At 72.1% G+C, this 23,752-nt stretch carries 19 protein-coding genes and 2 pseudogenes; 10 read left to right on the top strand and 11 right to left on the bottom strand.

Going from position 1 to position 23,752, the window contains the following annotated elements; genetic code table 11:
• Positions 1 to 1,646 (bottom strand): ATP-binding protein (locus JS521_RS19835; RefSeq protein ID WP_239487536.1); only part of this gene is annotated, 1,646 nt, incomplete at its 3' end.
• A gap of 597 nt (positions 1,647 to 2,243) precedes the next feature.
• Positions 2,244 to 2,612: pseudogene (locus tag JS521_RS19830) on the bottom strand (helix-turn-helix transcriptional regulator); the annotation flags it as partial.
• A 92-nt stretch (positions 2,613 to 2,704) separates the two neighbouring features.
• Between JS521_RS19830 and JS521_RS36750 the strand changes: the two are divergent.
• Positions 2,705 to 2,890, top strand: a pseudogene (locus tag JS521_RS36750) (ATP-binding protein); the annotation flags it as partial.
• A 120-nt stretch (positions 2,891 to 3,010) separates the two neighbouring features.
• On the opposite strand, the gene JS521_RS19825 reads toward JS521_RS36750, so the two are convergent.
• Positions 3,011 to 3,400: a VOC family protein gene (locus tag JS521_RS19825; RefSeq protein ID WP_205084317.1), complete on the bottom strand. Its 390-nt coding sequence runs from the start codon at positions 3,398 to 3,400 to the stop codon at positions 3,011 to 3,013.
• Positions 3,397 to 3,690, bottom strand: a complete 294-nt coding sequence (locus JS521_RS19820) for an ArsR/SmtB family transcription factor (protein WP_205084316.1) — start codon at positions 3,688 to 3,690, stop codon at positions 3,397 to 3,399. The genes JS521_RS19825 and JS521_RS19820 overlap by 4 nt, the downstream gene beginning before the upstream one ends.
• A 118-nt stretch (positions 3,691 to 3,808) precedes the next feature.
• Between JS521_RS19820 and JS521_RS19815 the strand changes: the two genes are divergently transcribed.
• Complete coding sequence (locus JS521_RS19815) at positions 3,809 to 4,300, top strand: hypothetical protein (RefSeq protein ID WP_205084315.1); 492 nt, start codon at positions 3,809 to 3,811, stop codon at positions 4,298 to 4,300.
• 138 nt (positions 4,301 to 4,438) lie between these two features.
• Here JS521_RS19815 and JS521_RS19810 read toward each other — a convergent pair whose 3' ends face one another.
• Complete coding sequence (locus tag JS521_RS19810; RefSeq protein WP_504740017.1) at positions 4,439 to 6,127, bottom strand: MFS transporter; 1,689 nt, start codon at positions 6,125 to 6,127, stop codon at positions 4,439 to 4,441.
• A gap of 336 nt (positions 6,128 to 6,463) precedes the next feature.
• Here JS521_RS19810 and JS521_RS19805 point away from each other — a divergent pair, with 336 nt between their 5' ends.
• On the top strand, positions 6,464 to 7,252 hold the full coding sequence (locus tag JS521_RS19805; RefSeq protein WP_205084314.1) for an ABC transporter ATP-binding protein: 789 nt from the start codon (positions 6,464 to 6,466) through the stop codon (positions 7,250 to 7,252).
• The gene (locus tag JS521_RS19800) at positions 7,249 to 9,834 is read left to right on the top strand and encodes an ABC transporter permease (protein ID WP_205084313.1); all 2,586 of its coding nucleotides are present in this window, start codon (positions 7,249 to 7,251) and stop codon (positions 9,832 to 9,834) included. Before JS521_RS19805 ends, JS521_RS19800 begins: the two co-directional genes overlap by 4 nt.
• A gap of 220 nt (positions 9,835 to 10,054) precedes the next feature.
• Here JS521_RS19800 and JS521_RS19795 read toward each other — a convergent pair whose 3' ends face one another.
• Positions 10,055 to 10,600: a helix-turn-helix transcriptional regulator gene (locus JS521_RS19795; RefSeq protein ID WP_205084312.1), complete on the bottom strand. Its 546-nt coding sequence runs from the start codon at positions 10,598 to 10,600 to the stop codon at positions 10,055 to 10,057.
• Positions 10,601 to 11,058: 458 nt separating this feature from the next.
• On the opposite strand from JS521_RS19795, the gene mfd reads away from it, so the two are divergent.
• The gene (mfd, locus tag JS521_RS19790; RefSeq protein ID WP_205084311.1) at positions 11,059 to 14,592 is read left to right on the top strand and encodes a transcription-repair coupling factor; all 3,534 of its coding nucleotides are present in this window, start codon (positions 11,059 to 11,061) and stop codon (positions 14,590 to 14,592) included.
• Between the two features lie 65 nt (positions 14,593 to 14,657).
• On the opposite strand, the gene JS521_RS19785 is transcribed toward mfd, so the two are convergent.
• Both JS521_RS19785 and JS521_RS19780 read right to left on the bottom strand, forming a co-directional pair.
• Complete coding sequence (locus JS521_RS19785) at positions 14,658 to 15,518, bottom strand: nucleotidyltransferase domain-containing protein (protein WP_205084310.1); 861 nt, start codon at positions 15,516 to 15,518, stop codon at positions 14,658 to 14,660.
• Between the two features lie 128 nt (positions 15,519 to 15,646).
• A complete protein-coding gene (locus JS521_RS19780; RefSeq protein WP_205084309.1) occupies positions 15,647 to 16,249 on the bottom strand; it encodes a TetR/AcrR family transcriptional regulator in 603 nt (200 codons plus the stop codon).
• A gap of 116 nt (positions 16,250 to 16,365) precedes the next feature.
• Between JS521_RS19780 and JS521_RS19775 the strand changes: the two genes are divergently transcribed.
• The gene (locus JS521_RS19775; protein ID WP_205084308.1) at positions 16,366 to 17,238 is read left to right on the top strand and encodes an SCO6745 family protein; all 873 of its coding nucleotides are present in this window, start codon (positions 16,366 to 16,368) and stop codon (positions 17,236 to 17,238) included.
• 112 nt (positions 17,239 to 17,350) lie between these two features.
• Positions 17,351 to 18,163: an HNH endonuclease family protein gene (locus JS521_RS19770; RefSeq protein WP_205084307.1), complete on the top strand. Its 813-nt coding sequence runs from the start codon at positions 17,351 to 17,353 to the stop codon at positions 18,161 to 18,163.
• Positions 18,164 to 18,208: 45 nt separating this feature from the next.
• Here JS521_RS19770 and JS521_RS19765 read toward each other — a convergent pair whose 3' ends face one another.
• The gene (locus JS521_RS19765) at positions 18,209 to 18,877 is read right to left on the bottom strand and encodes a hypothetical protein (RefSeq protein WP_205084306.1); all 669 of its coding nucleotides are present in this window, start codon (positions 18,875 to 18,877) and stop codon (positions 18,209 to 18,211) included.
• A 116-nt stretch (positions 18,878 to 18,993) separates the two neighbouring features.
• Positions 18,994 to 19,479: a GNAT family N-acetyltransferase gene (locus JS521_RS19760; RefSeq protein ID WP_205084305.1), complete on the bottom strand. Its 486-nt coding sequence runs from the start codon at positions 19,477 to 19,479 to the stop codon at positions 18,994 to 18,996.
• Positions 19,480 to 19,654: 175 nt separating this feature from the next.
• Here JS521_RS19760 and JS521_RS19755 point away from each other — a divergent pair, with 175 nt between their 5' ends.
• Positions 19,655 to 20,401, top strand: coding sequence for a GNAT family N-acetyltransferase (locus JS521_RS19755; RefSeq protein ID WP_205084304.1), 747 nt, complete (start codon positions 19,655 to 19,657; stop codon positions 20,399 to 20,401).
• Positions 20,398 to 21,006: a cysteine hydrolase family protein gene (locus JS521_RS19750; RefSeq protein ID WP_205084303.1), complete on the top strand. Its 609-nt coding sequence runs from the start codon at positions 20,398 to 20,400 to the stop codon at positions 21,004 to 21,006. Before JS521_RS19755 ends, JS521_RS19750 begins: the two co-directional genes overlap by 4 nt.
• Positions 21,007 to 21,009: 3 nt before the next feature.
• Here JS521_RS19750 and JS521_RS19745 read toward each other — a convergent pair whose 3' ends face one another.
• Positions 21,010 to 21,738, bottom strand: coding sequence for a hypothetical protein (locus tag JS521_RS19745; RefSeq protein WP_205084302.1), 729 nt, complete (start codon positions 21,736 to 21,738; stop codon positions 21,010 to 21,012).
• Between the two features lie 260 nt (positions 21,739 to 21,998).
• On the opposite strand from JS521_RS19745, the gene JS521_RS19740 reads away from it, so the two are divergent.
• Positions 21,999 to 23,752 (top strand): N-6 DNA methylase (locus JS521_RS19740; protein ID WP_205084301.1); only part of this gene is annotated, 1,754 nt, incomplete at its 3' end.

Genomic DNA, 23,752 nt, shown 5'->3' with positions numbered 1-23,752 from the left:
CGGGCCGGGGGGGCCGGTTTTTTTTTAACTGCCCCTGTTGGGGGGGGGGGGGGGGGGGGCCACTCGTGTACGGGCGACGGTGCTGCGGGTGCGGGCGCGGACACCGGCGGCGGTGCGGCGGGCTCGTGTACGGGCGACGGTGCTGCGGGTGCGGGCGACGGCGCAGCAGTCCCGGGCCCGGGCTCGGGCTGGGACACCGGCGACGGTGCTGCGGGCCCGAGTGAAGGCGCGGCGGGCGCGGGCTGCGGCGCGGCTGCGGCGGCGGCTTCCCGGAGGCTCGGGACGACCGCATGGCTCTCGCGGGACTCCTGGGCGATCAGATGCCTCGGCAGCAGGACGACCACGCCGGTGCCACCGCGCGAGGACGGCCGGTAGTTGACGCTGATCCGGTGCTTGAGCGCGAGCCGCCCCACCACGGCGAGGCCGAGGCGGGTGCCCTGGAGGGCCGCGAGGTCGGTCAGCCGCCCGGCGACGGAGTCGGCGGCCCGGCGCATCGCCGCGTCGGCCATCTTCAGGCCGCTGTCCTCGATGGTGACGACGATGCCGGTGCCGCGCTCCTCGACGTACACGTGCACTTCGTCGATGGGCGGCGAGAAGTTGGCGGCGTTGTCCATGAGTTCGGCGAGCAGGTGCATGACGCCTTCGGCGGCGAACCCGGAGATGGCGACGTTCGACGAGCAGTGCAGCCGTACGCGCTGGTAGGCGGCGATCCGGCCGACCGCGCCCCGCAGGATGCTCTCCATGACGATCGGCCTGTTCCAGGCACGGCTGGGCCGGCCGCCCATCAGCAGCGCGAGGCGGTCCGTCATCAGGCCGAGCTGCGAGGTGCTGTGGTCCAGCTTCAGCAGGTCGCCGAACACTTCTTCGCCGTGACGTTCCTGCATGCCGCGCAGATCGGCGAGCATGCTGACGGACTTCGCCTGGACGCGGCTGAGCGCCTTGGCGGACGCGGTCTGCGCGGCGAGGGCGCGGCGCTCGCTGAGCGCCAGCTCGCGGAGCACCGCCTCGACGGAGGCGCGCAGCACCGGCTGTTCCGGCAGGTAGACCTCGGCCTGCACCGCAGCACCCGACTCGCCCTCACGGAGCCGGGCGGCCACGCTCGGCAGCGTCTCGCGGGTGAAGCGTTCGACCTCGGAGGTCAGCGCGTGCAGTTCCTCGCGGAGCCGGGCGTTCTGCGTTCCCATCGCGTCGTGGACCCGCGTGCTCTCGGTCCGCAGCGCGGCGGACTGCTGCTCCTGCCCTTCCACCGTGACCGCGAGGGCGTGCAGCAGCTTGCGCTGGCGCGGACTGCGCGGCAACGGGATCTGGCCGAGGGCGTCGGCGGCCTTCGCTCCGCCCCGTACCAACTGGAGGAGCGCGGGCAGCGCCACGTCGGCGGTGTGGGCGGTGTCCGCTTCGAGCGCGGCCAGCGAGGCGCCCAGCCGTTCGGCCTCCGCGGCCTGGGCCGAGGCCGCGCGCCGGGTCCGCCGGGTGACGGTGTGGGCGACGGCGAGCGCGACGGCCAGGACCACCCAGGCGGTGAGCACCACCGCCACCGCCCAGCCGCGCGCCTCGGACGGTGCCAGGACCACGGCCGCGGCCCCGGCGACGGCGGTCACGGACAGCACGGCCACAAGCGGCGCCATCGCCGCCTTGGGCGGGTTCATCGGCCTCCGCCGCGGACTGGCTGGTACGGGTTTTGGCATGGATGCGGTCCCTCAGTTCTACCGAGCAGAAGGTAAGCGAAAGGTGTGCCGGCCGCTCCGAGAAGGCGCAGATCGCCTTGGCATGCGGGAGGAAGCGGAAGCAGCCTTTCCTGTCAGGGGTTGACCACATCGTAGACATGCTTGTGCGACGGATGATCCGGTCGGCGGCATAGTCCGTAGGCAGAGTGATTTTGTCGAGAAGTGGCCAGCGGGCCATAGGCGTTGTGGTATCCGCGAGGCGGTGCGCCACACCGATGGGCGGCGGGCTGGAACAGGCCCCCGGGGAATGGTCGGGGCATATGCGTTACGCCCGCCGTCAGCCTCTGCGCGGGAGCGGCGAAGCGGCAATGAGCCGCGCAGAGGATTTCTTTTCGGTCAATCTGAAAAGCCTTGCCGGATCATATCGGTCGGCGTTGCGGCACCGGTACATCCGGAATGGCACCGGTAAGCGCGTGGTGACACCAGTAAATGCGGAGGGTGCCGATTCACGCAGGAGGCGACGCGGAGTGCGTCAGCGGACGGCGAGCGCTTCGACGAACGCGCTCCAGGCGGCGGCGGGGAGTCCCGCAGTGTGTGGCCCACGCTCAGCAGCGCCCGCGCGTACTCCGCGGTCTGCAGCAGGCCGGGCACGGCATGCGAGGCGTACTCGCGGATCGCCGCCGCGCGGGCGGAGTACGCGATGAACGCCTGCGACCGGTCCGGGAACGCCTCCCGGTGCACGAACGGCCAGAGGTCGATCAGTAACTCGTCCGCCACCAGCGCCTTGTCCAGGACCCGGGTCAGCTCCAGCGTGGGCTTCGCACCGGTCGCGCGCTCCAGTTGGGCGATGCGGCTGCTCACCACGTGCGCGAGAACGCCCACTTCGGCCTGGGTCAGTCCGGCCGCGATGCGGAGCTTGCGCAGGCGCGATCCGAAGAGGGCGGCCATGGAGGCCTGCGGGTCAATTGCTTTGGCCACGGCGACACTTCCGTTCCTTACGGGCTGCAAGGTAAGGCGCTGTCACCTTCCGAGGCTAGGCCGCACTGCTCGGCCGGACCCCCGAGAACCCGGTGCTGCCGCCGGACGACCAGGAGTCGGGACGTGGCCTGTTCCTGGTGGAGTGCCTGGCGGCACGGAGGGGTTGGGAGCCCCGGAACCCGATCGGGAAGACCGTGTGGGCGGAGGTGACGGCCGACCCGCCCGCCGATGCGGGGCCGGGCGCCTGAGCGGTGATGACCTGCCGGTGAGGAGGTGCCCGGTCCAGCCGGTGGCGGCGGCCTCGCCTGCCGCCCCCGGGCGCGGTGCCCGGGGCAGGGGCAGGGGTAGCGCCGGGGTCAGGGTCAGGGTCAGGAGGTGTGCATGATCTGGATCAGGTTGCCGCAGGTGTCGTCCAGGACGGCGGTGGCGACGGGGCCCATGTCCAGCGGCTCCTGGATGAAGCGGACACCGAGCTTGCTGAGCCGGTCGAACTCCGCGTGGACGTCGTCCACGGCGAAGGAGGCGGCCGGGATGCCGTCCTCCACCAGGGCCGTCGTGTACGGCTTCACGGCGGGGTGCTTGTCGGGCTCCAGGAGCAGCTCGGTGCCGTCGGGGTCCTCCGGGGAGACCACGGTCAGCCAGCGGTTCTCGCCGCCGAGCGGCACGTCGTGCTTCTTCTCGAAGCCCAGTACCTCCGTGTAGAAGCGCAGGGCCTCATCCTGGTCGTGGACGAAGACGCTGGTCACATGGATCCTCATGGGGTGCTCTCCGGTGCTTTCTGCCCGAGCCATCGGCCGGCGATGTGCTCAAGGGGTTCGGTGTTCAGGTCGTGGAACTTGTAGCGGCCCTCGCGGCGCGTGATGACCAGGCCCGCCGTCTCCAGGACGGCCAGGTGCTGGCTGACCGCCTGCCGGGACAGCCCGAGGCCGTGCTTGGTCACCAGACGTCCGCATATCTCGAACAGCGTCTGGCCGTTCCGTTCCACCAGCTCGTCGAGGATGAGCCGTCGCGTGGGGTCGGCCAGGGCCTTGAAGACATCGTCCGCCATGGCTCCACCATAGGCAAGTTTCGGCTTGCCTATCAAGGTGAGGTGTCTGCCGGTTCCCTACGATGGCGCTTTGCCGGGCGGCGTGGTCCGTTCGGCCGAGAGGACGGGGGAGCGGTTCATGGAACGGTTCGAGACGGAGAGCCTGGCGCTGATGCCGGGCCAGAAGGTTCAGGCCAGGATCCTCAGGCATCAGCCATGGGGCGTGATCGTTGAGATCATCGGCTACGAGAACCTCGGCCTTTCGGCCTCCATCGACATGATCCAGCAGTTCTCCCGGCCCACGCTGCCCCATGACGAACTGCTCGCGCTCTTCCCTCCCGTGGGTTCACGGGTCGACGCGGTGATCGAGCGGATTTGTCGCTGGAATCCCCCGGTATCGGTGCGGCTCAGCATCCGGCCGGCCGACCTGGAGTCACTGACCTGGAGGTGTGACTTCTGCGGAGATCCGATCACGTTGGGCCCAGGCGGAGACGCCCTCGTCCTGGACTCGCGGAGTCACGATGGCCCGGGAAGCCACACCATCGTCTCCCACCGGCACTGCCTGGCCGAGCGCATCCGCCCGGAGAACGGCGGGGAGCGGGCGCGAGCATGGAAGGTCGGAAAAAAGTAGCTGGTGCCGGCCCAGGTGGAAACAGCTGCGCCGCAGGCTGTGCCTCATGTCCGACAGGTGATCGGCGCTTCCGGAACCGTCGGCCGAGAACGCGCTCAAGCGTCTGCGTGACGGCAAGGCCGTCCGAGACCCGTTGCCTCATCGGCCCGGGGCCGTTCCGTACGTGGGCTCGGTGGGCTCGGTGGGCTCGGTGGGCTCGGTGGGCTCGGTGGGCTCGGTGGGATCCGTGGGTCCTGTCGGCCCTGTGGTCTCGGCGGTGGCGGCCGGGGTCTCCGCGATGACCGGGAAGCGGCGCGGGGCGAGGGTGATCAGGGCGAGCAGGGCCAGGGCCGCGGCTCCGGCCGCCCCGATGTAGACGTAGTCCACCGCCGCGTCGACCGCCCGGCGCAGGTAGTCCGTCGCCGCCGCGGAGAGCGCGCCCGGGTCCTCCAGGGTGCGGGCCACCGCGTCCAGGTCGTCAGGGAGGCCCGTCACCGGGGCGTCCAGGAGGCGGGCGGCCATGACCCCGTTGGCGACGGCCCCGAAGAGCGCCGCGCCGACGCTCTGGCCGACCTGGCGGCAGAAGAGGACCGACGCCGTCGTCGTACCGCGCTCCGCCCAGCCGACCGTCGACTGCACGCCCACGATGAGCGGGAGCTGGAACAGGCCGAGGGCCGCGCCGAGCAGGAGCATCAGGAGAGCGGGGTGCCAGGGTTCGCCGGGGTAGGGGAGGAAGGGGAAGGCCAGCAGGATCAGCAGGGCGGCGCTCATGCCGACGATCGCGGTGAGCCGGAAGCCGATGCGGTTGTAGACCCGGTCGGACAGGGCCGCCGACACCGGCCAGCTCAGCGTCATCACCGAGAGCACGAACCCGGCGGCTATCGGGCCGAGACCCAGCACCGACTGGGCGTACGTGGGCAGGAAGACGGTCGGCGCGACCATCAGCAGCCCCATCGCGCCGAGCGCCAGGTTGACCGAGGCGATGGTGCGCCGCCGCCACACCCAGCCCGGGATGATCGGCTCCGCCGCCCGTCGCTCGATGACGACCGTGAGCGCGGCCAGCACCGCGCTCGCCCCGAACAGGCCGAGCGAGGGCGCGGAGAGCCAGGGCCAGGCGACGCCGCCCTGCACGAGAGCCGTGAGCAGCAGGGTGCCGGTCGCGAAGACGGCGAGCGCGCCCGCCCAGTCGACCTTGGGCCGGGTCGTCGGCCGGGGGCGGGAGGGCTCGTGGAGGTGGCGGACGACCAGCCAGAGGGCGATCGCCCCGACCGGGAGGTTGATGAGGAAGATCCACCGCCAGTCCGCGTACCCGGCGAGCAGCCCGCCGACCACCGGCCCGGCCACCGCCGAGGTCGCCCAGACCGTCGACAACTTCGCCTGGATGCGCGGGCGTTCCCTGAGCGGGTAGAGGTCGGCGGCGATGGTCTGGACCGTGCCCTGGAGCGCGCCGCCGCCCAGGCCCTGGACGATACGGAAGGCGATGAGCGCGGCCATGTTCCAGGCGGCAGCGCAGAGGACCGAGCCGACCAGGAACAGGATGATCCCGGCGATCAGGACCGGCTTGCGGCCGAAGGTGTCGGAGAGCTTCCCGTACAGGGGGAGGGTGACGGTGACGGCCAGCAGATAGCCGGAGAAGAGCCAGGAGAAGACGGTGAACCCGCCGAGGTCGCCGACGATCTGGGGCACGGCGGTGGACACGATCGTGCCGTCGATGGCGGCCAGCGCCATGCCGAGCATGAGCGCCGCCACGACGGGGCGGCGGCCCCGGGGGGTGGTGACGGCGGGCGGCGCCGCCGCGGCCTTGCCGCCGCCCGTGTTCGCGTCGCTCCTGCCGTCTGTACCGCTCACCGGGTTCCTTCCCTATGCACGTATCTCCCGTGGCACTGTCTCATCCAGGGGTGCCGAGGGGGAGCCCCTGACCCGTCTCCGCCCGAGGGGCGCATTCCCCTAGGGGGCGCCCCCTCATAGTGGCCAGGGCCCGTTCCTCCCGGCGGAGGACGTGGTGGCGGGGGCCCTCTCCTTAACCTCTTCTTACGTCGCCGCTACGGCTCACCGCAGGGGGGCGGGTGGGGAAAACCCCACCCGAAGACTGCGCTGAGCACCATCGCGCCGGGGACGGTCCGGAACACAGAATCGGAACGTACTCAGCGACGTCCAGTCATCAACTGACATAGGAGAAAAACCGTGACAACGGCTGTGACCATTCCCAGGCACGGGGGCACTGGAGGGCGTACGGCCGTCGCGGCGCGAGCGCGGCAGGTCGTCAAGGCGTACGGCACCGGGGAGACCCGGGTCGTCGCGCTCGACCATGTCGACGTGGACATCGCCCGCGGGCAGTTCACGGCGATCATGGGCCCGTCCGGCTCCGGCAAGTCGACCCTGATGCACTGCCTGGCCGGGCTCGACACGGTGACGTCGGGCGAGATCTTCCTCGACGAGACCGAGATCACCAAGCTCAAGGACAAGAAGCTCACCCAACTCCGGCGCGACCGGATCGGGTTCATCTTCCAGGCGTTCAACCTGCTCCCGACGCTCAACGCGATCGAGAACATCACGCTCCCGATGGACATCGCGGGCCGCAAGCCCGACGCCGCCTGGCTCCAGCAGGTCGTGGAGACGGTCGGGCTCGCCGATCGTCTCAAGCACCGCCCCACCCAGCTCTCCGGCGGTCAGCAGCAGCGCGTCGCCGTCGCCCGCGCGCTCGCCGCCCGGCCGGAGATCATCTTCGGTGACGAGCCCACCGGAAACCTGGACTCCCGCGCCGGCGCCGAAGTCCTGTCCTTCCTCCGCAAGTCGGTCGACGAGCTGGGCCAGACCATCGTCATGGTCACCCACGACCCCGTCGCCGCGTCCTACGCGGACCGGGTGCTGTATCTCGCCGACGGTTCCATCGTCGACGAGATGCAGAACCCGACCGCGGAGCAGGTCCTCGACCGCATGAAGCACTTCGACGCCCGCGGGCGGACGTCATGACCGTCTGGAAGACCTCGGTGCGCAACTTCCTCGCGCACAAGGGCCGGATGGCCCTCTCCGCCGTTGCGGTGCTGCTGTCCGTGGCGTTCGTCTGCGGCACGCTCGTGTTCACCGACACGATGAACACCACCTTCGACAAGCTCTTCACCGTCTCCTCGCCCGACGTCACCGTCAGCCCGAAGGACGCGGACGGGAACGACGAGCAGCCCGACAACGGCAAGCCCGTCTCGCTGCCCGCCTCCGTGGTCCAGCAGGTCGAGAAGGCCGACGGGGTGGAGCGGGCCGAGGGCGCCGCCTTCTCCATGGCGGTCACCGTCGTCAACAGCGAGAACAAGAACATGGGCTCCGAGACCGGCGCCCCCACCATCGCGAGCAACTGGACCAGGAACGACCTGCGTTCGATGGAGATCACCTCCGGGCACGCACCCCGCGGTCCCACCGAGGTGATGGTCGACGCCGACACCGCGAAGAAGCACAAGCTCAAGATCGGCGACGAGCTGCGCACCATCGCCGCCACCGGTGACCTCAAGGCGAAGATCAGCGGCATCGCGGCCTTCACCGTCACCAACCCGGGCGCGGCCATCGTCTACCTCGACACCGCCACCGCCCAGAAGCAGTTGCTGGGCGCCCCCGGCGTCTTCACCCAGATCCTGGTGACCGCCGAGAGCGGCGTCAGCGACGCCCAGCTCAAGAAGAACGTGGCTGCCGCACTCGACGGCTCGACCGCGTACAAGCTCCAGACCCAGCAGGAGGCCGCCGACGCCAACAAGGACGACATGGGCGCCTTCCTGGACGTCATGAAGTACGCGATGCTCGGCTTCGCCGGAATCGCCTTCCTCGTCGGCATCTTCCTCATCGTCAACACCTTCTCGATGCTGGTCGCCCAGCGCACCCGCGAGATCGGCCTGATGCGGGCCATCGGCTCCAGCCGCAAGCAGGTCAACCGGTCCGTGCTCCTGGAGGCCGTCCTCCTCGGCATCGTCGGCTCCGTGCTCGGTGTCGCGGCCGGCGTCGGCCTCGCCGTCGGGCTGATGAAGCTGATGAGCGCCGTGGGCATGGAGCTGTCCACCGACGACCTCACCGTCGCCTGGACCACCCCGACGCTCGGCCTCGTGCTCGGTGTCGTCGTCACCGTCCTCGCCGCGTACATCCCGGCCCGCCGGGCCGGCAAGGTCTCCCCGATGGCCGCGCTGCGCGACGCCGGCACCCCCGCCGACGGCCGCTCCGGCTGGGTCAGGGCCGGTATCGGCCTGTTCCTGACGGCCGCGGGCGGTGCGGCCCTGTGGGCGACGACCCAGGCCGACAAGGCCACCGAGGGCTCCATGTTCCTCGCCCTCGGCGTGCTGCTGACCCTCATCGGCTTCATCGTGATCGGCCCGCTCCTGGCCGGTGTCGTGGTGCGCGGACTGAGCGTCGTCGTCCTGCGGCTGTTCGGCCCGGTCGGCCGGCTGGCCGAGCGCAACGCCCTGCGCAACCCCCGGCGTACGGGGGCGACCGGCGCGGCCCTGATGATCGGGCTCGCCCTGGTGGCCTGCCTGTCCGTCGTCGGGTCCTCCATGGTGGCCTCGGCCACCGAGGAGCTCGACAAGTCGGTCGGCGCGGACTTCATCGTCCAGGACAGCAGCACCGGCCGCCCGATCGTGCCCCAGGCCGCCGACGCCGTGCGCGCCGTCCCCGGGCTGGAGCACATGACCGACTACACCTTCGTCAAGGCGAAGATCACCGCGCCGAACGGCAAGACGGAGGACGAGGGGATCACCGCCGCCGACCCGACGTACCAGCAGGACGTCCGCCGTACGGTCATCTCCGGTGACCTCGCGAAGGCGTACGGCAAGAACGCCATGTCCGTCGGCGACGAGTACGCCGAGCGGCACGGGATCAAGGTCGGCGACACGATCACCGTCGCCTTCAAGGCCGGCGAGAGTGCGAAGCTCAAGGTCGCGGCCATCACCTCCGACGACACCAACATCGACCGCGGCGCGATGTACACCAACCTCACGACGGCGGCGTCCTACGTCCCGGCCGACCGGATGCCGCAGAACGTGGTCATGTTCGCCAAGGCCGAGGAGGGCAAGGAGAAGGAGGCGTACGCGGCCCTCAAGAGCGCCATCTCCGAGTACCCGGTCTACAAGGTGCAGAACCAGGCCGACTTCAAGGAGCAGCTGAAGGACCAGATCGGCCAGCTGCTGAACATCGTGTACGGCCTGCTCGCCCTGGCGATCATCGTCGCGGTCCTCGGAGTGGTGAACACCCTCGCCCTGTCCGTCGTCGAACGGACCCGCGAGATCGGCCTGATGCGCGCCATCGGGCTCTCCCGCCGTCAGCTGCGCCGCATGATCCGGCTGGAGTCCGTCGTCATCGCCCTCTTCGGGGCGCTGCTCGGACTCGGACTCGGGATGGGCTGGGGCACCGCGGCCCAGAAGCTGCTGGCGCTGGAGGGCCTTGAGGTCCTGGAGATCCCGTGGCCGACGATCCTCACGGTCTTCGCCTGCTCCGCCCTCGTCGGACTGTTCGCCGCTCTCGTCCCGGCCTTCCGGGCGGGCCGGATGAACGTCCTGAACGCCATCGCGACGGACGGGTGAGCACGCACCCGCCCGGCAGGGGTGAGCCCGAGGGCGTCACCGTAGGATGACCGGCAGGCCCCCGGACGTTCCTCCAAACGTCCCGGCCCCGAGCCCGTTCCCCGTTCCCCGCCTGGGCCGAGCCCGTTCTCGCTCACGGTTCGAGCCTGTTCCGCTCCGCTCACGGTTTTCGACGGCCCCGGGCCCCGGATCCGGCCGCGTCCGCTGCCTCGCCCGGGTCTCAGATCCAGCCGCGCTCGCGGGCCAGTAACGCGGCCTGGGCCCGGCTGGCCGCGCCGAGCGTCTGGATCAGATCGGCGACATGCCGCCGGTAGGTCCGCACCGACACCCCCAGCTCCCGCGCACCCGCCTCGTCCTTGCCCACCGTGCACATCGACACGAGCACCCGCCGCTCGATGCCGGAGGGGCGCGGGGCGGCCGTTCCCGCACCGCTCCCCGCATCACCCAGCTCCGCGCGTAGACCATCAATGACGTGCCGCGATCGGGTGACGCGACGCAGCTCCCGGTGGAGCGCCGCCAGCCGTACGTCCATCAGCCGGGTGAGCGCCGACTCGGGGTCGACGGGGAAGATCCGCCGCTCCGCGTCCTCGGCGTGCAGCAGCCCCAGCTCCTGGAGCCGGGCGATCCGGGCGCGGGCCTCGCCGGGCCGGGAGTGCGGCAGGATGCGGAGGTCGTCGGCGCGGGTTCCGGGGTTGCGCAGGAAGTGCCGGTAGATCTCTTCCTCGGCCTCCGGGATCCCGAAGACAGACATCTCGTTCTCGCCCACGTACGCCCCCGATGCCTCCTGCCGCGGGGCCGTGCACCGAGGGGGATCACCCCGCGCCGCCCGCCCGCACGGCCGCTGCTCGCTCCGCCGTCCGAGTCCGTGTAACGGTCGGGCAAAGACTAGACGCTGGGCCCACTCCTGTGAGGGGCCCCGGCACAACTGTGTGCGATACGGAGATGAACGGTGCGCGACCGTCGACGAGCGGCGGGGCCGGCACGACGGGCGGCCAAGGCCTCTGGGCCCGTTCGGGCCGGGGCCTCTCGCCCCGGGCCACCCGGGGCCTCTCGCCCCGGGTGGCCCGGGCCTCTCGGCCGGTTGCGGGCGCGGCTGTCACCCCCGGGTCGTAACCTGGAACCCCCGGCGCGTCCCACGTGTCGGGCCCTTCGCGTTGCCCGGGCAGCAGCCGGCTGTCGGCAACGTCCTGAGCCACCGCTGATCTGATCCCGGACGGAAACTTCATGAGCCTGCACGGTCTGCTGGATGTCGTCGTTACGGACCCGGCGCTCGCCGAGGCGGTGAAGGCCGCCGGAGACGGGCACCGGGCCCATGTCGACCTGGTGGGCCCGCCCGGCGCGCGCCCGTTCGCCGTGGCCGCGCTGGCCCGGCAGACCGGCCGGACCGTGCTGGCCGTCACCGCGACGGGCCGGGAGGCCGAGGACCTGGCCGCGGCCCTGCGTACGCTGCTGCCGCCGGACACGATCGCGGAGTACCCGTCCTGGGAGACGTTGCCGCACGAGCGCCTCTCGCCCCGCTCGGACACCGTGGGCCGCCGCCTCGCCGTGCTGCGCCGCCTGGCGCACCCCCGCGAGGACGACCCGGGGACGGGCCCGGTCTCGGTCGTCGTCGCCCCGATCCGTTCCGTGCTCCAGCCGCAGGTCAAGGGGCTCGGCGAGCTGGAGCCGGTGGCGCTGGCGGGCGGGCAGAGCGCGGACCTGGGGGAGGTGGTGGACGCGCTGGCGGCCGCCGCGTACTCACGGGTCGAACTGGTCGAGAAGCGCGGTGAGTTCGCCGTACGGGGCGGGATCCTGGACGTCTTCCCGCCGACCGAGGAGCACCCCCTTCGGGTGGAGTTCTGGGGCGACGAGGTCGAGGAGATCCGCTACTTCAAGATCGCCGACCAGCGGTCCCTGGAGGTCGCCGCGCACGGGCTGTGGGCCCCGCCCTGCCGCGAGCTGCTGCTGACCGACGAGGTGCGGGAGCGGGCGGCGGCCCTCGCCGAGGCCCACCCGGAGCTGGGCGAGCTGCTCGGCAAGATCGCGGAGGGCATCGCGGTCGAGGGCATGGAGTCGCTGGCCCCGGTCCTGGTCGACGACATGGAGCTGCTGCTCGACGTCCTGCCGAAGGACGCGATGGCGATCGTCTGCGACCCGGAGCGGGTGCGGACCCGGGCGGCCGACCTGGTCGCCACCAGTCAGGAGTTCCTCCAGGCGTCGTGGGCGGCGAGCGCGGGCGGCGGCGAGGCCCCGATCGACGTGGGCGCGGCCTCGCTGTGGGGCATCGCGGACGTCCGGGACCGGGCCCGTGAGCTGAACATGATGTGGTGGTCGATCTCCCCGTTCGCGGCCGACGCCGCCGACCACGACGACGACACCCTCCAGCTCTCGATGCACGCCCCGGAGGCGTACCGGGGCGACACCGCCCGCGCGCTCGCCGACACCAAGGGCTGGCTGGCCGACGGCTGGCGCACGGTGTACGTCACGGAGGGCCAGGGACTCGCCTCCCGTACGGTCGAGGTGCTGGGCGGCGAGGGCATCGCGGCCCGCCTGGAAGCGGACCTCACCGAGATCGCTCCCTCCCTCGTCCACGTCTCCTGCGGGGCGATCGAACAGGGCTTCGTCGACCCGGCGCTGAAGCTCGCGGTGCTCACCGAGACCGACCTGACCGGCCAGCGCACGGCCACCAAGGACCTGGGCCGGATGCCGGCCCGCCGCAGGAAGACGATCGACCCGCTGACGCTGGAGGTCGGCGACTACATCGTCCACGAGCAGCACGGTGTCGGCCGGTACGTGGAGATGGTGCAGCGCACGGTGCAGGGTGCGACCCGGGAGTATCTGCTCGTCGAGTACGCCCCGGCCAAGCGCGGCCAGCCCGGCGACCGCCTCTACATCCCGACCGACCAGCTGGAGCAGGTCACCAAGTACGTGGGCGGCGAGGCCCCGACGCTGCACCGACTGGGCGGCGCGGACTGGACGAAGACGAAGCAGCGGGCGAAGAAGGCGGTCAAGGAGATCGCCGCCGATCTGATCAAGCTGTACAGCGCGCGCATGGCGGCCCCCGGCCACGCCTTCGGCGCGGACACCCCGTGGCAGCGGGAGCTGGAGGACGCGTTCCCGTACGCGGAGACGCCCGACCAGCTGTCCACGATCGCCGAGGTCAAGGAGGACATGGAGAAGACGGTCCCGATGGACCGGCTGATCTGTGGGGACGTCGGCTACGGCAAGACGGAGATCGCGGTCCGGGCGGCGTTCAAGGCGGTGCAGGACGGCAAGCAGGTGGCGGTCCTGGTCCCCACGACGCTCCTCGTGCAGCAGCACTACGGCACGTTCACCGAGCGCTACTCCCAATTCCCGGTCAATGTACGGGCGTTGAGCCGCTTCCAGTCGGAATCGGAATCCAAGGCAACCCTGGAGGGCCTGAAGGACGGCGCGGTCGACCTGGTCATCGGCACCCACCGCCTGTTCTCCTCCGAGACGAAGTTCAAGGACCTCGGCCTGGTCATCGTGGACGAGGAGCAGCGGTTCGGCGTCGAGCACAAGGAGCAGCTGAAGAAGCTCCGCGCCAACGTGGACGTCCTGACCATGTCCGCGACCCCCATCCCTCGTACGCTCGAAATGGCGGTGACGGGCATCCGCGAGATGTCCACGATCACCACCCCGCCGGAGGAGCGCCACCCGGTGCTCACCTTCGTCGGCCCGTACGAGGAGAAGCAGATCGGCGCGGCGATCCGCCGTGAACTGCTGCGTGAGGGCCAGGTCTTCTACATCCACAACCGGGTCGAGTCCATCGACCGGGCGGCCGCCCGCCTGCGCGAGATCGTCCCCGAGGCGCGCATCGCGACAGCACACGGCCAGATGTCCGAACAGGCTTTGGAACAGGTGGTGGTGGACTTCTGGGAGAAGAAGTTCGACGTCCTGGTCTCCACGACGATCGTCGAGTCCGGCATCGACATCTCCAACGCCAACACCCTGATCGTGGAGCGCGGCGACAACTTCGGCCTCTCCCAGCTCCACCAGCTGCGCGGCCGGGTGGGCCGAGGCCGCGACCGCGGCTACGCCTACTTCCTCTACCCGCCGGAGAAGCCCCTCACCGAGACGGCTCACGAACGCCTGGCGACGATCGCCCAGCACACGGAGATGGGCGCGGGCATGTACGTGGCGATGAAGGACCTGGAGATCCGCGGCGCGGGCAACCTGCTCGGCGGCGAGCAGTCCGGCCACATCGCGGGCGTCGGCTTCGACCTGTACGTCCGCATGGTCGGCGAGGCGGTCGCCGACTACCGGGCCCAGATGGAGGGCGGCGAGCAGGAGGAGCCCCCGCTGGAGGTCAAGATCGAGCTCCCGGTCGACGCGCACGTCCCGCACGACTACGCCCCCGGCGAGCGCCTGCGCCTCCAGGCGTACCGCGCGATCGCCTCGGCGTCCTCGGAGGACGACATCCGCGCGGTCCGCGAGGAACTGACCGACCGCTACGGCCCGTTGCCCGAACCGGTGGAGAACCTCCTCCTGGTCGCCGGCCTGCGCATGCTGGCCCGCGCCTGCGGAGTGGGCGAGATCGTCCTCCAGGGCTCCAACATCCGCTTCGCCCCGGTGGAGCTGCGCGAGTCCCAGGAGCTGCGCCTGAAGCGCCTGCACCCCAAGACGGTCATCAAGCCGGCCGCCCACCAGATCCTGGTCCCGCGCCCGACGACGGGCAAGATCGGCGGCAAGCCGGTCATCGGCCGCGAACTGCTGGCGTGGACGGGGGAGTTCCTGACGACGATCCTGGGGTCGTAGGGGCGGGTGCCGCGCGAACGCCGGTGGGCGGTCTTGCCGACCGGGCCGTGCTCGACCGGCCGAGGTCACTCGGCCGGGGACAGCGCCCCCGCGATCTCCTCGTGCAGCCCCAGCGGCAGCCGCGTCCCCCACCGGTCTGCCGCCCCGGCCGCCAGCTCCCGGCTCCACTCCCAGCTGTTCGCGGCCGCCGTGCGGAGGGCCTCCGGGGTCAGGGGCCCGGTGATCGTGGCGTACCGCTCGACGTCCGCGCCCGGCAGGTCCGTCTCCAGGGCGCGGCTCGGGGTGAGCCAGTGGGTGGTCGAGCCGCGCAGCAGGCGGCAGAGCTTGAGCTGGAGCGGGGCGATCACCGCGTGCAGCAGGTTGTGGGCGCGGGCGTGCTCGCCCCGGGCCCGGACGTGGGCCAGCATCAGGGTCCAGTTGGCCAGTTCGTCCGTGAGCTGCTGGGCGGTGGCCACCGGCTCCGGCGGGTCGAAGGCGGCCAGTTCGCGGGCGGCGGCGGTCAGGCGGCCCGTGCGGTCCAGGAGTACGGCCGCCTCGGGGCGGGGGAAGTGGACCTGGCCGCGCCAGGTGGCGATCTCCGCGATGCCGGGGCCGGCCGGCTCCACGTGGAACTCGCCGCGCATCAGGTCGTCGAAGACCACGGCGAGGATGCCGTACATGTTGGTGTACGCCAGCTTCAGCGGGGCCAGCCGCTCCACGAACTCCCGTCCGTCGAAGGCGCCGGCGTCCTCCTCCCGTACGTACAGGCAGGCGTCCAGGTCCGAGTGGGCGTCGGCCTCGCCGAGCGTCCAGGAGCCGTAGAGCAGGACGCCCTCCACGCGGGGGTCTGCCTCGGCCGTCGTGCGCAGCCGTTCGATGCGGCGGTCCAGGGGCAGGGCGTCGGCGGGCAGGGGCGTACGGGCAGGGCGAGGGTGTGCGTGCGGCATGGCCGGGTCTCCTGAGTGGCGTGGGGTGTGCAGGCAGGCGAACGGGGCCCGGCGGTCGACACCGGGCTGCTTCCGGTCCCGCTGCGGGGACCTCGTTCGTCGCTCAGGAAACGCCCATGCGCGGCAGCCTAGGGGCTGCCACCGTCACCCGTCGCCGTGTTTTCCGACGTGAAGACCAACGAGGTGAGCGACCGGAACGCCTCCTCCGGATCCCGGCCCTCCATCGCGTCCGCCAGGTTGCCGCTGAGCAGCAGCGTCGCGAAGCCGTGGGCCAGCGACCACGCGGCCACCCCCGCCAGCCGGTCGTCCGCGCCCCGGCCGCCCGGCGGGAGGTCCGCCACGCCCGCGCGCAACGCCTCGGTCGCCCGGGCGCGGGCGGCCAGCAGGTCCGGGTCGTCGGGGCGGTGCAGGTCCGGCTGGAACATCACCTGGAAGTGCGCGGGGTGCGTCGCCGCGAACCGTACGTACGCCACGCCCCGCTCCCGCAGGTCCGGCGCCCCGGCCAGCGCGTCGGCGAACAGGGCGTACCCCTCGGCGGCCACGGCCGTCAGCAGGCCCGTGCGGTCCTTGAAGTGGTGCGCGGGCGCGGCGTGCGAGACGCCGGCCCGGCGGGCCAGGTCCCGCAGGCTCAGAGCGGCGGGGCCTTCGGCGGCGATGGCGTCGAGGGCGGCGGCCAGGATGGCGCGCCGCAGGTCGCCGTGGTGGTAGGTGCGCTCGCGCTCGCTGCTCATGGGCGGCAGCCTACCCGACATCTAGGCATTGACAAGTTCGAGCGACGCGAGTCATGGTGGAGGCTCGATCTAGTCAGTGGCTAGATCGGCGATTCCCGTCCGGAAGGGTGGAGTTCATGACCGGAGAGCCGGCCCGTGTGCGGCAGATGTGGCACCTCCTGGAGCCCCTGCACGCCGTCCTGTACTACGCCCCCGAAGCCTTCGAGGAGGCCGCCGCGCTGGGGTACGACACCACCGAGCGCTGGACGAGCTACTTCGCCTGGCGCGCGGCCCCGCTGGGAGCGGCGGCCGGCGCGCGGGAGGTGGTGCGGACGTTCCACAGCTTCGCCCCGGCGATGGTTGACGGGTACGTTCCGGACGTCTGGGCGACCGCCGCCCCGGACGCCGTCCTCGCTGCCCGCTTGCGTTCCGTCGACCGGGCCTACCGGGTCCTGTTCGGAGGCCGGGTGGAGGGTCCGGAGTTCGCGGAGGCGGCCGCGCTGGCCCGCCGCGCGGCGGAGGCGGCGGGCCCGGGGGTTCCCGGTGGCCTCGGGGCCGCCAACTCCGCCCTGCCCTGGCCCGACGCCCCGCACCTCGTGCTCTGGCAGGCGGCGACCGTCCTGCGCGAGCACCGGGGCGACGGGCACCTCGCCGCCCTGGTCGCGGCCGGACTCGACCCGGTCGAGTCGCTGGTCTCCTTCGCGGCGGTCGGCGCGGCCCCCACTGAGGTGTTCGCGAGCCGGGGGTGGGTCGCGGCGGAGTGGGGCGCGGCCCGGCGGCGGCTCCAGGAGCGCGGACTGCTCGCGGCGGACGGCACGGCCACGGACACGGGACGCGAGCTGCGCGCGAAAGTGGAGCTGCGCACCGACGAGGAGGCCGCCGCGCCGTGGCGGGCGCTGGGGGAGACGGGGCGCGTGCGGCTGGCGGAACTGCTGGGGGAGCCGTGGCTGGAGGTCATCGGCTCGGGGCTGCTGCCGTCCGAGAACACTCTCGGTATCGGGAAGATGTGACCCGCGTTCAGGCGGACTGTGTGCTGAAGCGCAGTCATGGAAGCGGCCTCGGCGGGGAAGACGACCATAGGATTCTCCGCGTTCGGCTTTCTCCCCGTCAGGACGGCTTCACGTGATAGCTCCCCGTACGCACCGCCGCCGTACGCACCGAGCGGTGGCCCTGCCCGCCATCGGCGCCCTCGTCGTGCTCGCCTTGGCGGGCTGCGACCCCGACGACCTCTCCGCCGACGGCGGCAGCACGAGCGACAGCACGAGCGGCGGGACCAACGGCGGCGCACAGTCCGCCGAAGGCTTCGGCGCCAGCCCGCTGGACAACCCGGACGGTACGAAGCCGGGCCTGGCCCCCCTCACCACCGACGCGGACCGGGCCGCCGCCCGGCAGCTCATCGAGAAGGTGGCCACCAAGGGGCGCGGTCCCAGGACCGGCTACGAGCGGGACAAGTTCGGCTACGCCTGGAAGGACGGCGTCGACGGCATCCCGCTCGCCCGCAACGGCTGCGATACCCGCAACGACCTGCTCGCCCGCGACGGCAAGGACATCGAGCACAAGGCGGGTTCCGACTGCGTCGTCATGGCGATGACGCTCCAGGACCCCTACACCGGCGACACCATCGACTGGCGCAAGCAGCAGGCGACGAAGGTGCAGATCGACCATGTGATGCCGCTGTCCTACGACTGGCAGATGGGCGCCGCCCGCTGGAACGAGTCCAAGCGCGAGCAGATCGCCAACGACCCGCTCAACCTCATCCCGGTGGACGGCCCGGCCAACAACGCCAAGCGGGACTCCGGCCCCGCCTCCTGGCTGCCGCCGTACAAGCCGATCCGCTGCTCGTACGCGGTGCGGTTCGCCCAGGTCTCGCTGAAGTACGAACTCCCGGTCACGACGGCCGACAAGAAGGCCATGCTCACCCAGTGCGGCGGCTGAGCGGCCGCCACCGCGGCACGGGGGAGAGGTCGGGGGTTCTGGGTTCTAGACCTTGCCGCCGCAGATGACGTCGTACGGGCGGCCCATCGCCATCATCAGCTGCATCGGCTCCGTGGTCGCCGCCGGGCACTCGGTCTTCTCCTTCACGAGGCCGAGCACCTTGAAGTCGTTCGCCCCGGCCGAGGCGCAGGCGATCTCCTTGGCCGTCGCCGAGATGCAGTCGCCCTCGACGAGCTGGCCGCCGCCGGCGCCCGCGTCGCCCGGGTGGTCCCCCGTCAGGTTGCGGCCGCAGACCGTGTTGGTCGGGATGCCGCCGCCCTTCTTGCCGTCGCCGGAGCCGAAGACCCGGGAGACCTGGATGATCAGGTCCGTTCCGGCCGGGCACTGGATCGCGTTGGGCAGGAAGCTCGCGTCCTCGATCTTCAGGGCCTTGAAGGTCGCGCCCGACTCGTCGCAGCCGAAGGCCCGGTAGCCGTCCGGCTTGTTCTCCGGGTCCGGTCCTCCGCAGTCGCCGATCTCCCACGAGCCGCCCTTGCCGTCCGAGGCGGACGAGGACGAGGAGGAGGACGAAGACGACTTCGCATCCGAGGATTCGTCACCGAAGATCTTGGACGCTCCGTAGCCCAGTCCGAGGATCACCGCGAGCACGAGCAGGCTCTGCAGGCATCCGGCGCCTCTCCGGGGGCGGGTCGGTGTACTGCCGGGCTGGCTCATGGTTCTGCTCCTCGACGGGTGGTGCGCGGGTGGCGCGCCGATTGCGTTCGGATCGCGCACGGGGTGGAAAGTCACGGGTGGGGACGCGGCATGCACACCTCACGGTTCCGGCCGGATCACTCCGGTTCCGGCGAGGCCCCGCCCAGCTCCTTGACCAGGAAGCGGGCCGGTTCCGCGACCTCGTGCCGGATGCCTTCGCCATCGACGTACGCGTACCGGTCCAGGTAGCGGCAGCCGGTCTCCCGGTAGCCGATCCGCAGGTAGAGCGCGGCCGCCCGGGGGTTGTCGTCGTCCACGCCCAGACCGATCAGGGCGTGGCCGGCGGCGCGGACCTGGTCCTCCACCGCTCGGATCAGGGCCGTGCCGATGCCCCGGGAGCGCAGCTCCGGCGGCCAGATCCCGAGCCCGTTCAGCTCGGGGCAGCCGGGGAAGCGGGCCTGTACCTCCGGGGCCGCGCAGCCCTGCCACAGGATCTGCGCCGTTCCCACGGGTACGTCGTCGGCCCAGGCGGTCAGGAAGGTGGTGAGCCCCTGCTCCTGCCGGTCGAACCGGTCCGCGTGCCGCCGGGTCCGGCCGGGCGAGGGCAGGTGCCGCTCCAGCACGTCGAGGTCCGTCGCCCGGCAGGGCCGGATGCGTACGGGGGCGGGGGAGTCCGGTCGTGGGGGTCGTCGTCATGCGGCGAGAGGGTAGCCCGGGCCGCCCCTCCCACCGGGGGTACGGGAGCCGCGCGTCGATATTCGCTGGTGGGAGCCTTACCGGCTGCTTAGGGTCGCGCGTATGGAGCTGATCATCACCACCCTCGCCGAGCGCCCGGAGCTGGCCGACGCCCTGGACGGAATGCCGGACACCTGGCCGGAGTTCGTGCTGGAGGACATCGTCGGCTGGGCCAACTTCGCCCGGATCGCCGTCGAGTTCCCCCAGTACGTGCTGGTCGCCACCGACCCCGAGGGCGCCGTGGTCGCCCGTGCCTACAGCGTGCCCTTCGTGCTGGACGCCCCCGGGCGCGGTGAACTGCCCGTCGGCGGCTGGGACCGGATGCTGCTGTGGGCCTTCGCCGACCTGCGGCGCGGGCGCACGCCCGACACGGTCGGCGCGATCGAGATCACGGTGGCCACCGGCCATCAGGGCAAGGGGATATCGGGCCGGATGCTCGCCGCGATGCGGGACAACGCGCGGCGGCTCGGCTTCCGGGAGGTCGTCGCCCCGGTGCGGCCGAGCGGCAAGCACCTGAAGTCGGGCCTGCCGATGGAGCAGTACGCCCGGCTGACCCGCCCCGAGGACGGGCTGCCCGAGGACCCGTGGCTGCGGGTCCACGTCCGGGCGGGCGGGACGGTGGACTCGGTCGCCACCGTGTCGATGACGGTGAGCGGTTCGCTCGCGCAGTGGCGGGAATGGACCGGGCTGCCGTTCGACACGGACGGTCCGGTGGAGGTGCCGGGAGCGCTCGTACCCGTGCACTGCGCGCTCGCCCACGGGTACGCGGTCTACGTCGAGCCCAACGTCTGGGTACGGCACCGGCTGTGACGGTGAAGCCCGCTTCCGGGGCGCCGCCCACCCCCGCGCTCCTCGTCATCGACATGCAGAACGCCCTCGTCGCGATCGCGCACCGCGCCTCCGCCACCGTCGCGGCCGTCGCCGGCCTCCAGTCGCGGGCCAGGGCGGCCGGGGCCCCGGTGGTGTTCGCGCAGCAGCAGGACGAGGAGCTGGAGCCGGGGACCGACGGGTGGCGGATCGTGCCCGAACTGGCCCCCGTCGCCGGGGACACCCTCGTGCCCAAGGCCGCCCCGGACAGCTTCCTCGGCACCGAGCTGGACGCCGTCCTGCGCGCCCGCGGCGTGACCGAGGTCGTCGTCACCGGGTTCGCCACCGAGATCTGCGTCGAATCCACGGCCCGGCAGGCGCTGAGCCGGGGGTACGACGTGGTGCTCGTCGCGGACGGGCACACCACGTCCGTCCGGCCCGCCGTCTCCGGCCGGTACGCCGCACCGGAGGAGTCCGTCGCGCACCACAACGAGATCTACCGGAACCTCCGCTTCCCGGGGCGCCGGGTGCGCGTCCTGCCCGCGTCCGAGGTCGACTTCGGCCGCGGAACCCCCTCGTACGGCCCGGGCGCCCCCTCCCCGGGCTGAGCCCTACTGCTCCAGGTCGACGATGTCCTTCGCGGCGGGCTTCTCCGCCACGACCGGCACGTCGAAGTCGGACAGGTTCATCGTCATCGGCTCCTCGCCGCCCCGGGACGTGACGCGCAGGATGTACGGGGTGCCCTCGGCGGCGACGTCGACGGTGTACGTCTCCTTGCCCTCCTTTTCCGTCAGCCGCAGGGCCGGCGTGCCCGCGACCTTCGTGGGGCCCTTCTTCTCCGCGGCGTTGTCGCCCGCCTCGAACTCCTTCAGGAGCCCCTTCAGGTCGCAGAACTCGATGGAGTCCTTGGTGTCGGGGTCGGACGCCTTCGACTCCGTCCAGCGGCCCGCGAGCAGCTCGACCGCCGCGTCCACGTCCTCCTTCGGCTCGCCCACCGCCTGCTCTCGCAGCAGGGCCTCGTCGAACTTCGTGTAGACCGTGTCGCCGGTCTTCACGATGGCCATCCGGCCCTCGCCGCCCATGCTCATCGTCCCGGTGCAGTCGCCGCCGAGGCTCGATGCGAAGTCGGCCTTGATCCGGCCGTCGGGGGTGGTCATGTCGAGGCTTATGCGCAAGGACTTCACCCCGTTCGTCTTGTCGAGGGCCTTGTTGACGACTTCCGGACCCGACTGGCCGGCGAACGGTCCGGTCTCCTTCGGGGAGTCCGTGCCGCAGGCGGCGAGACCGGCCAGGGCCAGCGCGCAGAGGGTGTTGACGGAGATACGGGTGACGAGACGCATGGGTCAGGCTCCGGGAGGAGGGGCGCGAGGCGCGCCGGGCAGCGGAAGAAGAACGCCTCCTGCAGGAACACCCCTGCCGGGATGTCCCTGTGGTGACGGGTCAATAAGAGCAAAGCTTGTGAACCGAGTCAACACGGTTCGCGCGAGATGTGTCGGGCAACGGGCCCTGTGGGTGTGGCGCGGGAGTGTCGCTATGCTCGGCGAGGCGGGCAGTCAGGACGGGCAGGACACGCAGCGCGCACCGACCGAGGAGAGAGCCAGTGCCGGAGAACGCGACCGAGGTCACCGCGGCCGGGATCGCCCGACTCGCGGGCGTGGGACGCGCCGCCGTCAGCAACTGGCGCCGTCGGTACGCCGATTTCCCGCAGCCGGTCGGCGGGACCGGCACCAGCCCGTCCTTCGCGCTGTCCGAGGTCGAGCAGTGGCTGCGCGACCAGGGGAAACTCGCCGAGGTACCCCTCCGTGAGCGCGTCTGGCAAGCGGTCGCCGGGCATCCCGCGGGCGCCGGCCGGGCGCTGATCCACGTCGGCTGCGCCCTGCTGCTCGTCCGCGACCGGCCCACCGCCTGGCTGGAGCTCGCAGGGGCTCCGGACGAGCGGATGGCCGCCCTGCTGCCGCAGGCCATGGAGCACGTACTCACGGCGAGGCTCGGCCCTGAGGCCAACGGCGGACACGGGGCGGGTGCGCCGGAGCTGGCAGGAGTTCACACGGCGGGTGCGCACAAGCCGGTAGGTGCTGACGTGGCGGATTCACCGGAGTCGGCACGTGTTCACACGGCGAGTCCGCCGGAGCCGGTACGTGCTCACGGGGCGGGTTCGCCGGAGTCGGCACGTGTTCACACGCCCACCACCCAGGAGCTGCTCCCGTCCGTACCCCTCCTCCGCGCCGCCGCCGAGCTGGCCGCAGGGATCGGCGCCGGTCAGGCCTTCGAGTTCCTGCTCGGCCGGCAGCTGGACGCCAACCCCCGCCAGTACACGTTGACCCCGCCCCAGCTCGCCGAGCTGATGGTGGACCTCGCCGAACCGCCGAAGTGCGCGGACCGGGCGGCCCGGGAGCAGCCCGTCCGCAGCGTCCTCGACCCGGCAGCCGGAACCGGCGCCCTGCTCCGAGCGGTCGGCGGGCCCGCCGCCCTATATGCCCAGGAAGTCGACCCCGCGCTTGCCGCGCTCACCGCCCTGCGACTCGCCCTGGCCACCGAAGGGCCGCGCCGCGCCGCCGACGGAACGCAGCGCCCCGCCCCCGGGCCGGCCGTGCGGACGGGCGACACGCTGCGGGCCGACGCCTTCCCGGAGCTGGCCGCCGACACGGTGCTCTGCCACCCGCCGTTCAACGAACGCAACTGGGGGCACGACGAACTGGCCTACGACCCCCGCTGGGAGTACGGCCTCCCGGCCCGCACCGAGTCCGAACTCGCATGGGTCCAGCACGTCCTGGCCCGGCTGCGCGACGGCGGCACCGCCGTCCTCCTCATGCCGCCCGCCGCCGCCTCCCGCCGCTCCGGCCGCCGGATCCGCGCCGGCCTGCTGCGCCGGGGAGCTCTCCGCGCCGTCATCGCGCTGCCGGCCGGCGCCGCCCCTCCGTACGGCATTCCGCTCCACCTCTGGATCCTGTGCAAGCCGGAGCCCGGCGTGCGGCCCGCCGCCGACCTCCTCCTGGCCGACACCGCCGACCTCTCCGGACCGGCCCCGGACGCGTCCGCGAGCCCCGGACGCCCGCCCGGCGGCAAAGCGGCCGGCGGCAAGACCGCCGGCGGTGGGCGCGAACGGTTCGACTGGCCCGCCGTACGCTCCGCCGTCCTCGACGCCTGGCGCGACCGGGCCGACGTCGAGGGGGTCAGCCGCGTCGTGCCCGTGATCGAACTCCTCGACGAGGACGTGGACCTGGCCCCCGCCCGCCATCTGCCGCGCCCCGCGTCCGGAGGCGGCGCGTCCGGCCTCGGCGAGGTCCGGGACCGCCTGACCGAGACGCTCCGCCTGACCACGGGCCTCGTCCCGCCCGCCGCCGCCCCCCCCGA

The organism is Streptomyces durocortorensis, from assembly GCF_016901035.1.
In the GTDB taxonomy this organism is placed as follows: Bacteria; Actinomycetota; Actinomycetes; order Streptomycetales; family Streptomycetaceae; genus Streptomyces; species Streptomyces durocortorensis.
The sequence above is the reverse complement of the archived record's forward strand: the minus strand, read 5'-3'. Positions and strand labels throughout refer to the sequence as shown.

What these genes read in the sequence shown, in the direction of transcription:
- JS521_RS19785 (WP_205084310.1), bottom strand. Translation starts at nt 15,518, where the DNA reads ATGCCGCACGCACACCCTCGCCCTGCCCGTACGCCCCTGCCCGCCGAC.
- JS521_RS19800 (WP_205084313.1), top strand. Translation starts at nt 7,249, where the DNA reads ATGACCGTCTGGAAGACCTCGGTGCGCAACTTCCTCGCGCACAAGGGC.
- JS521_RS19775 (WP_205084308.1), top strand. Translation starts at nt 16,366, where the DNA reads ATGACCGGAGAGCCGGCCCGTGTGCGGCAGATGTGGCACCTCCTGGAG.
- JS521_RS19820 (WP_205084316.1), bottom strand. Translation starts at nt 3,690, where the DNA reads ATGGCGGACGATGTCTTCAAGGCCCTGGCCGACCCCACGCGACGGCTC.
- JS521_RS19745 (WP_205084302.1), bottom strand. Translation starts at nt 21,738, where the DNA reads ATGCGTCTCGTCACCCGTATCTCCGTCAACACCCTCTGCGCGCTGGCC.
- JS521_RS19765 (WP_205084306.1), bottom strand. Translation starts at nt 18,877, where the DNA reads ATGAGCCAGCCCGGCAGTACACCGACCCGCCCCCGGAGAGGCGCCGGA.
- JS521_RS19815 (WP_205084315.1), top strand. Translation starts at nt 3,809, where the DNA reads ATGGAACGGTTCGAGACGGAGAGCCTGGCGCTGATGCCGGGCCAGAAG.
- JS521_RS19780 (WP_205084309.1), bottom strand. Translation starts at nt 16,249, where the DNA reads ATGAGCAGCGAGCGCGAGCGCACCTACCACCACGGCGACCTGCGGCGC.
- JS521_RS19825 (WP_205084317.1), bottom strand. Translation starts at nt 3,400, where the DNA reads ATGAGGATCCATGTGACCAGCGTCTTCGTCCACGACCAGGATGAGGCC.
- mfd (WP_205084311.1), top strand. Translation starts at nt 11,059, where the DNA reads ATGAGCCTGCACGGTCTGCTGGATGTCGTCGTTACGGACCCGGCGCTC.
- JS521_RS19755 (WP_205084304.1), top strand. Translation starts at nt 19,655, where the DNA reads ATGGAGCTGATCATCACCACCCTCGCCGAGCGCCCGGAGCTGGCCGAC.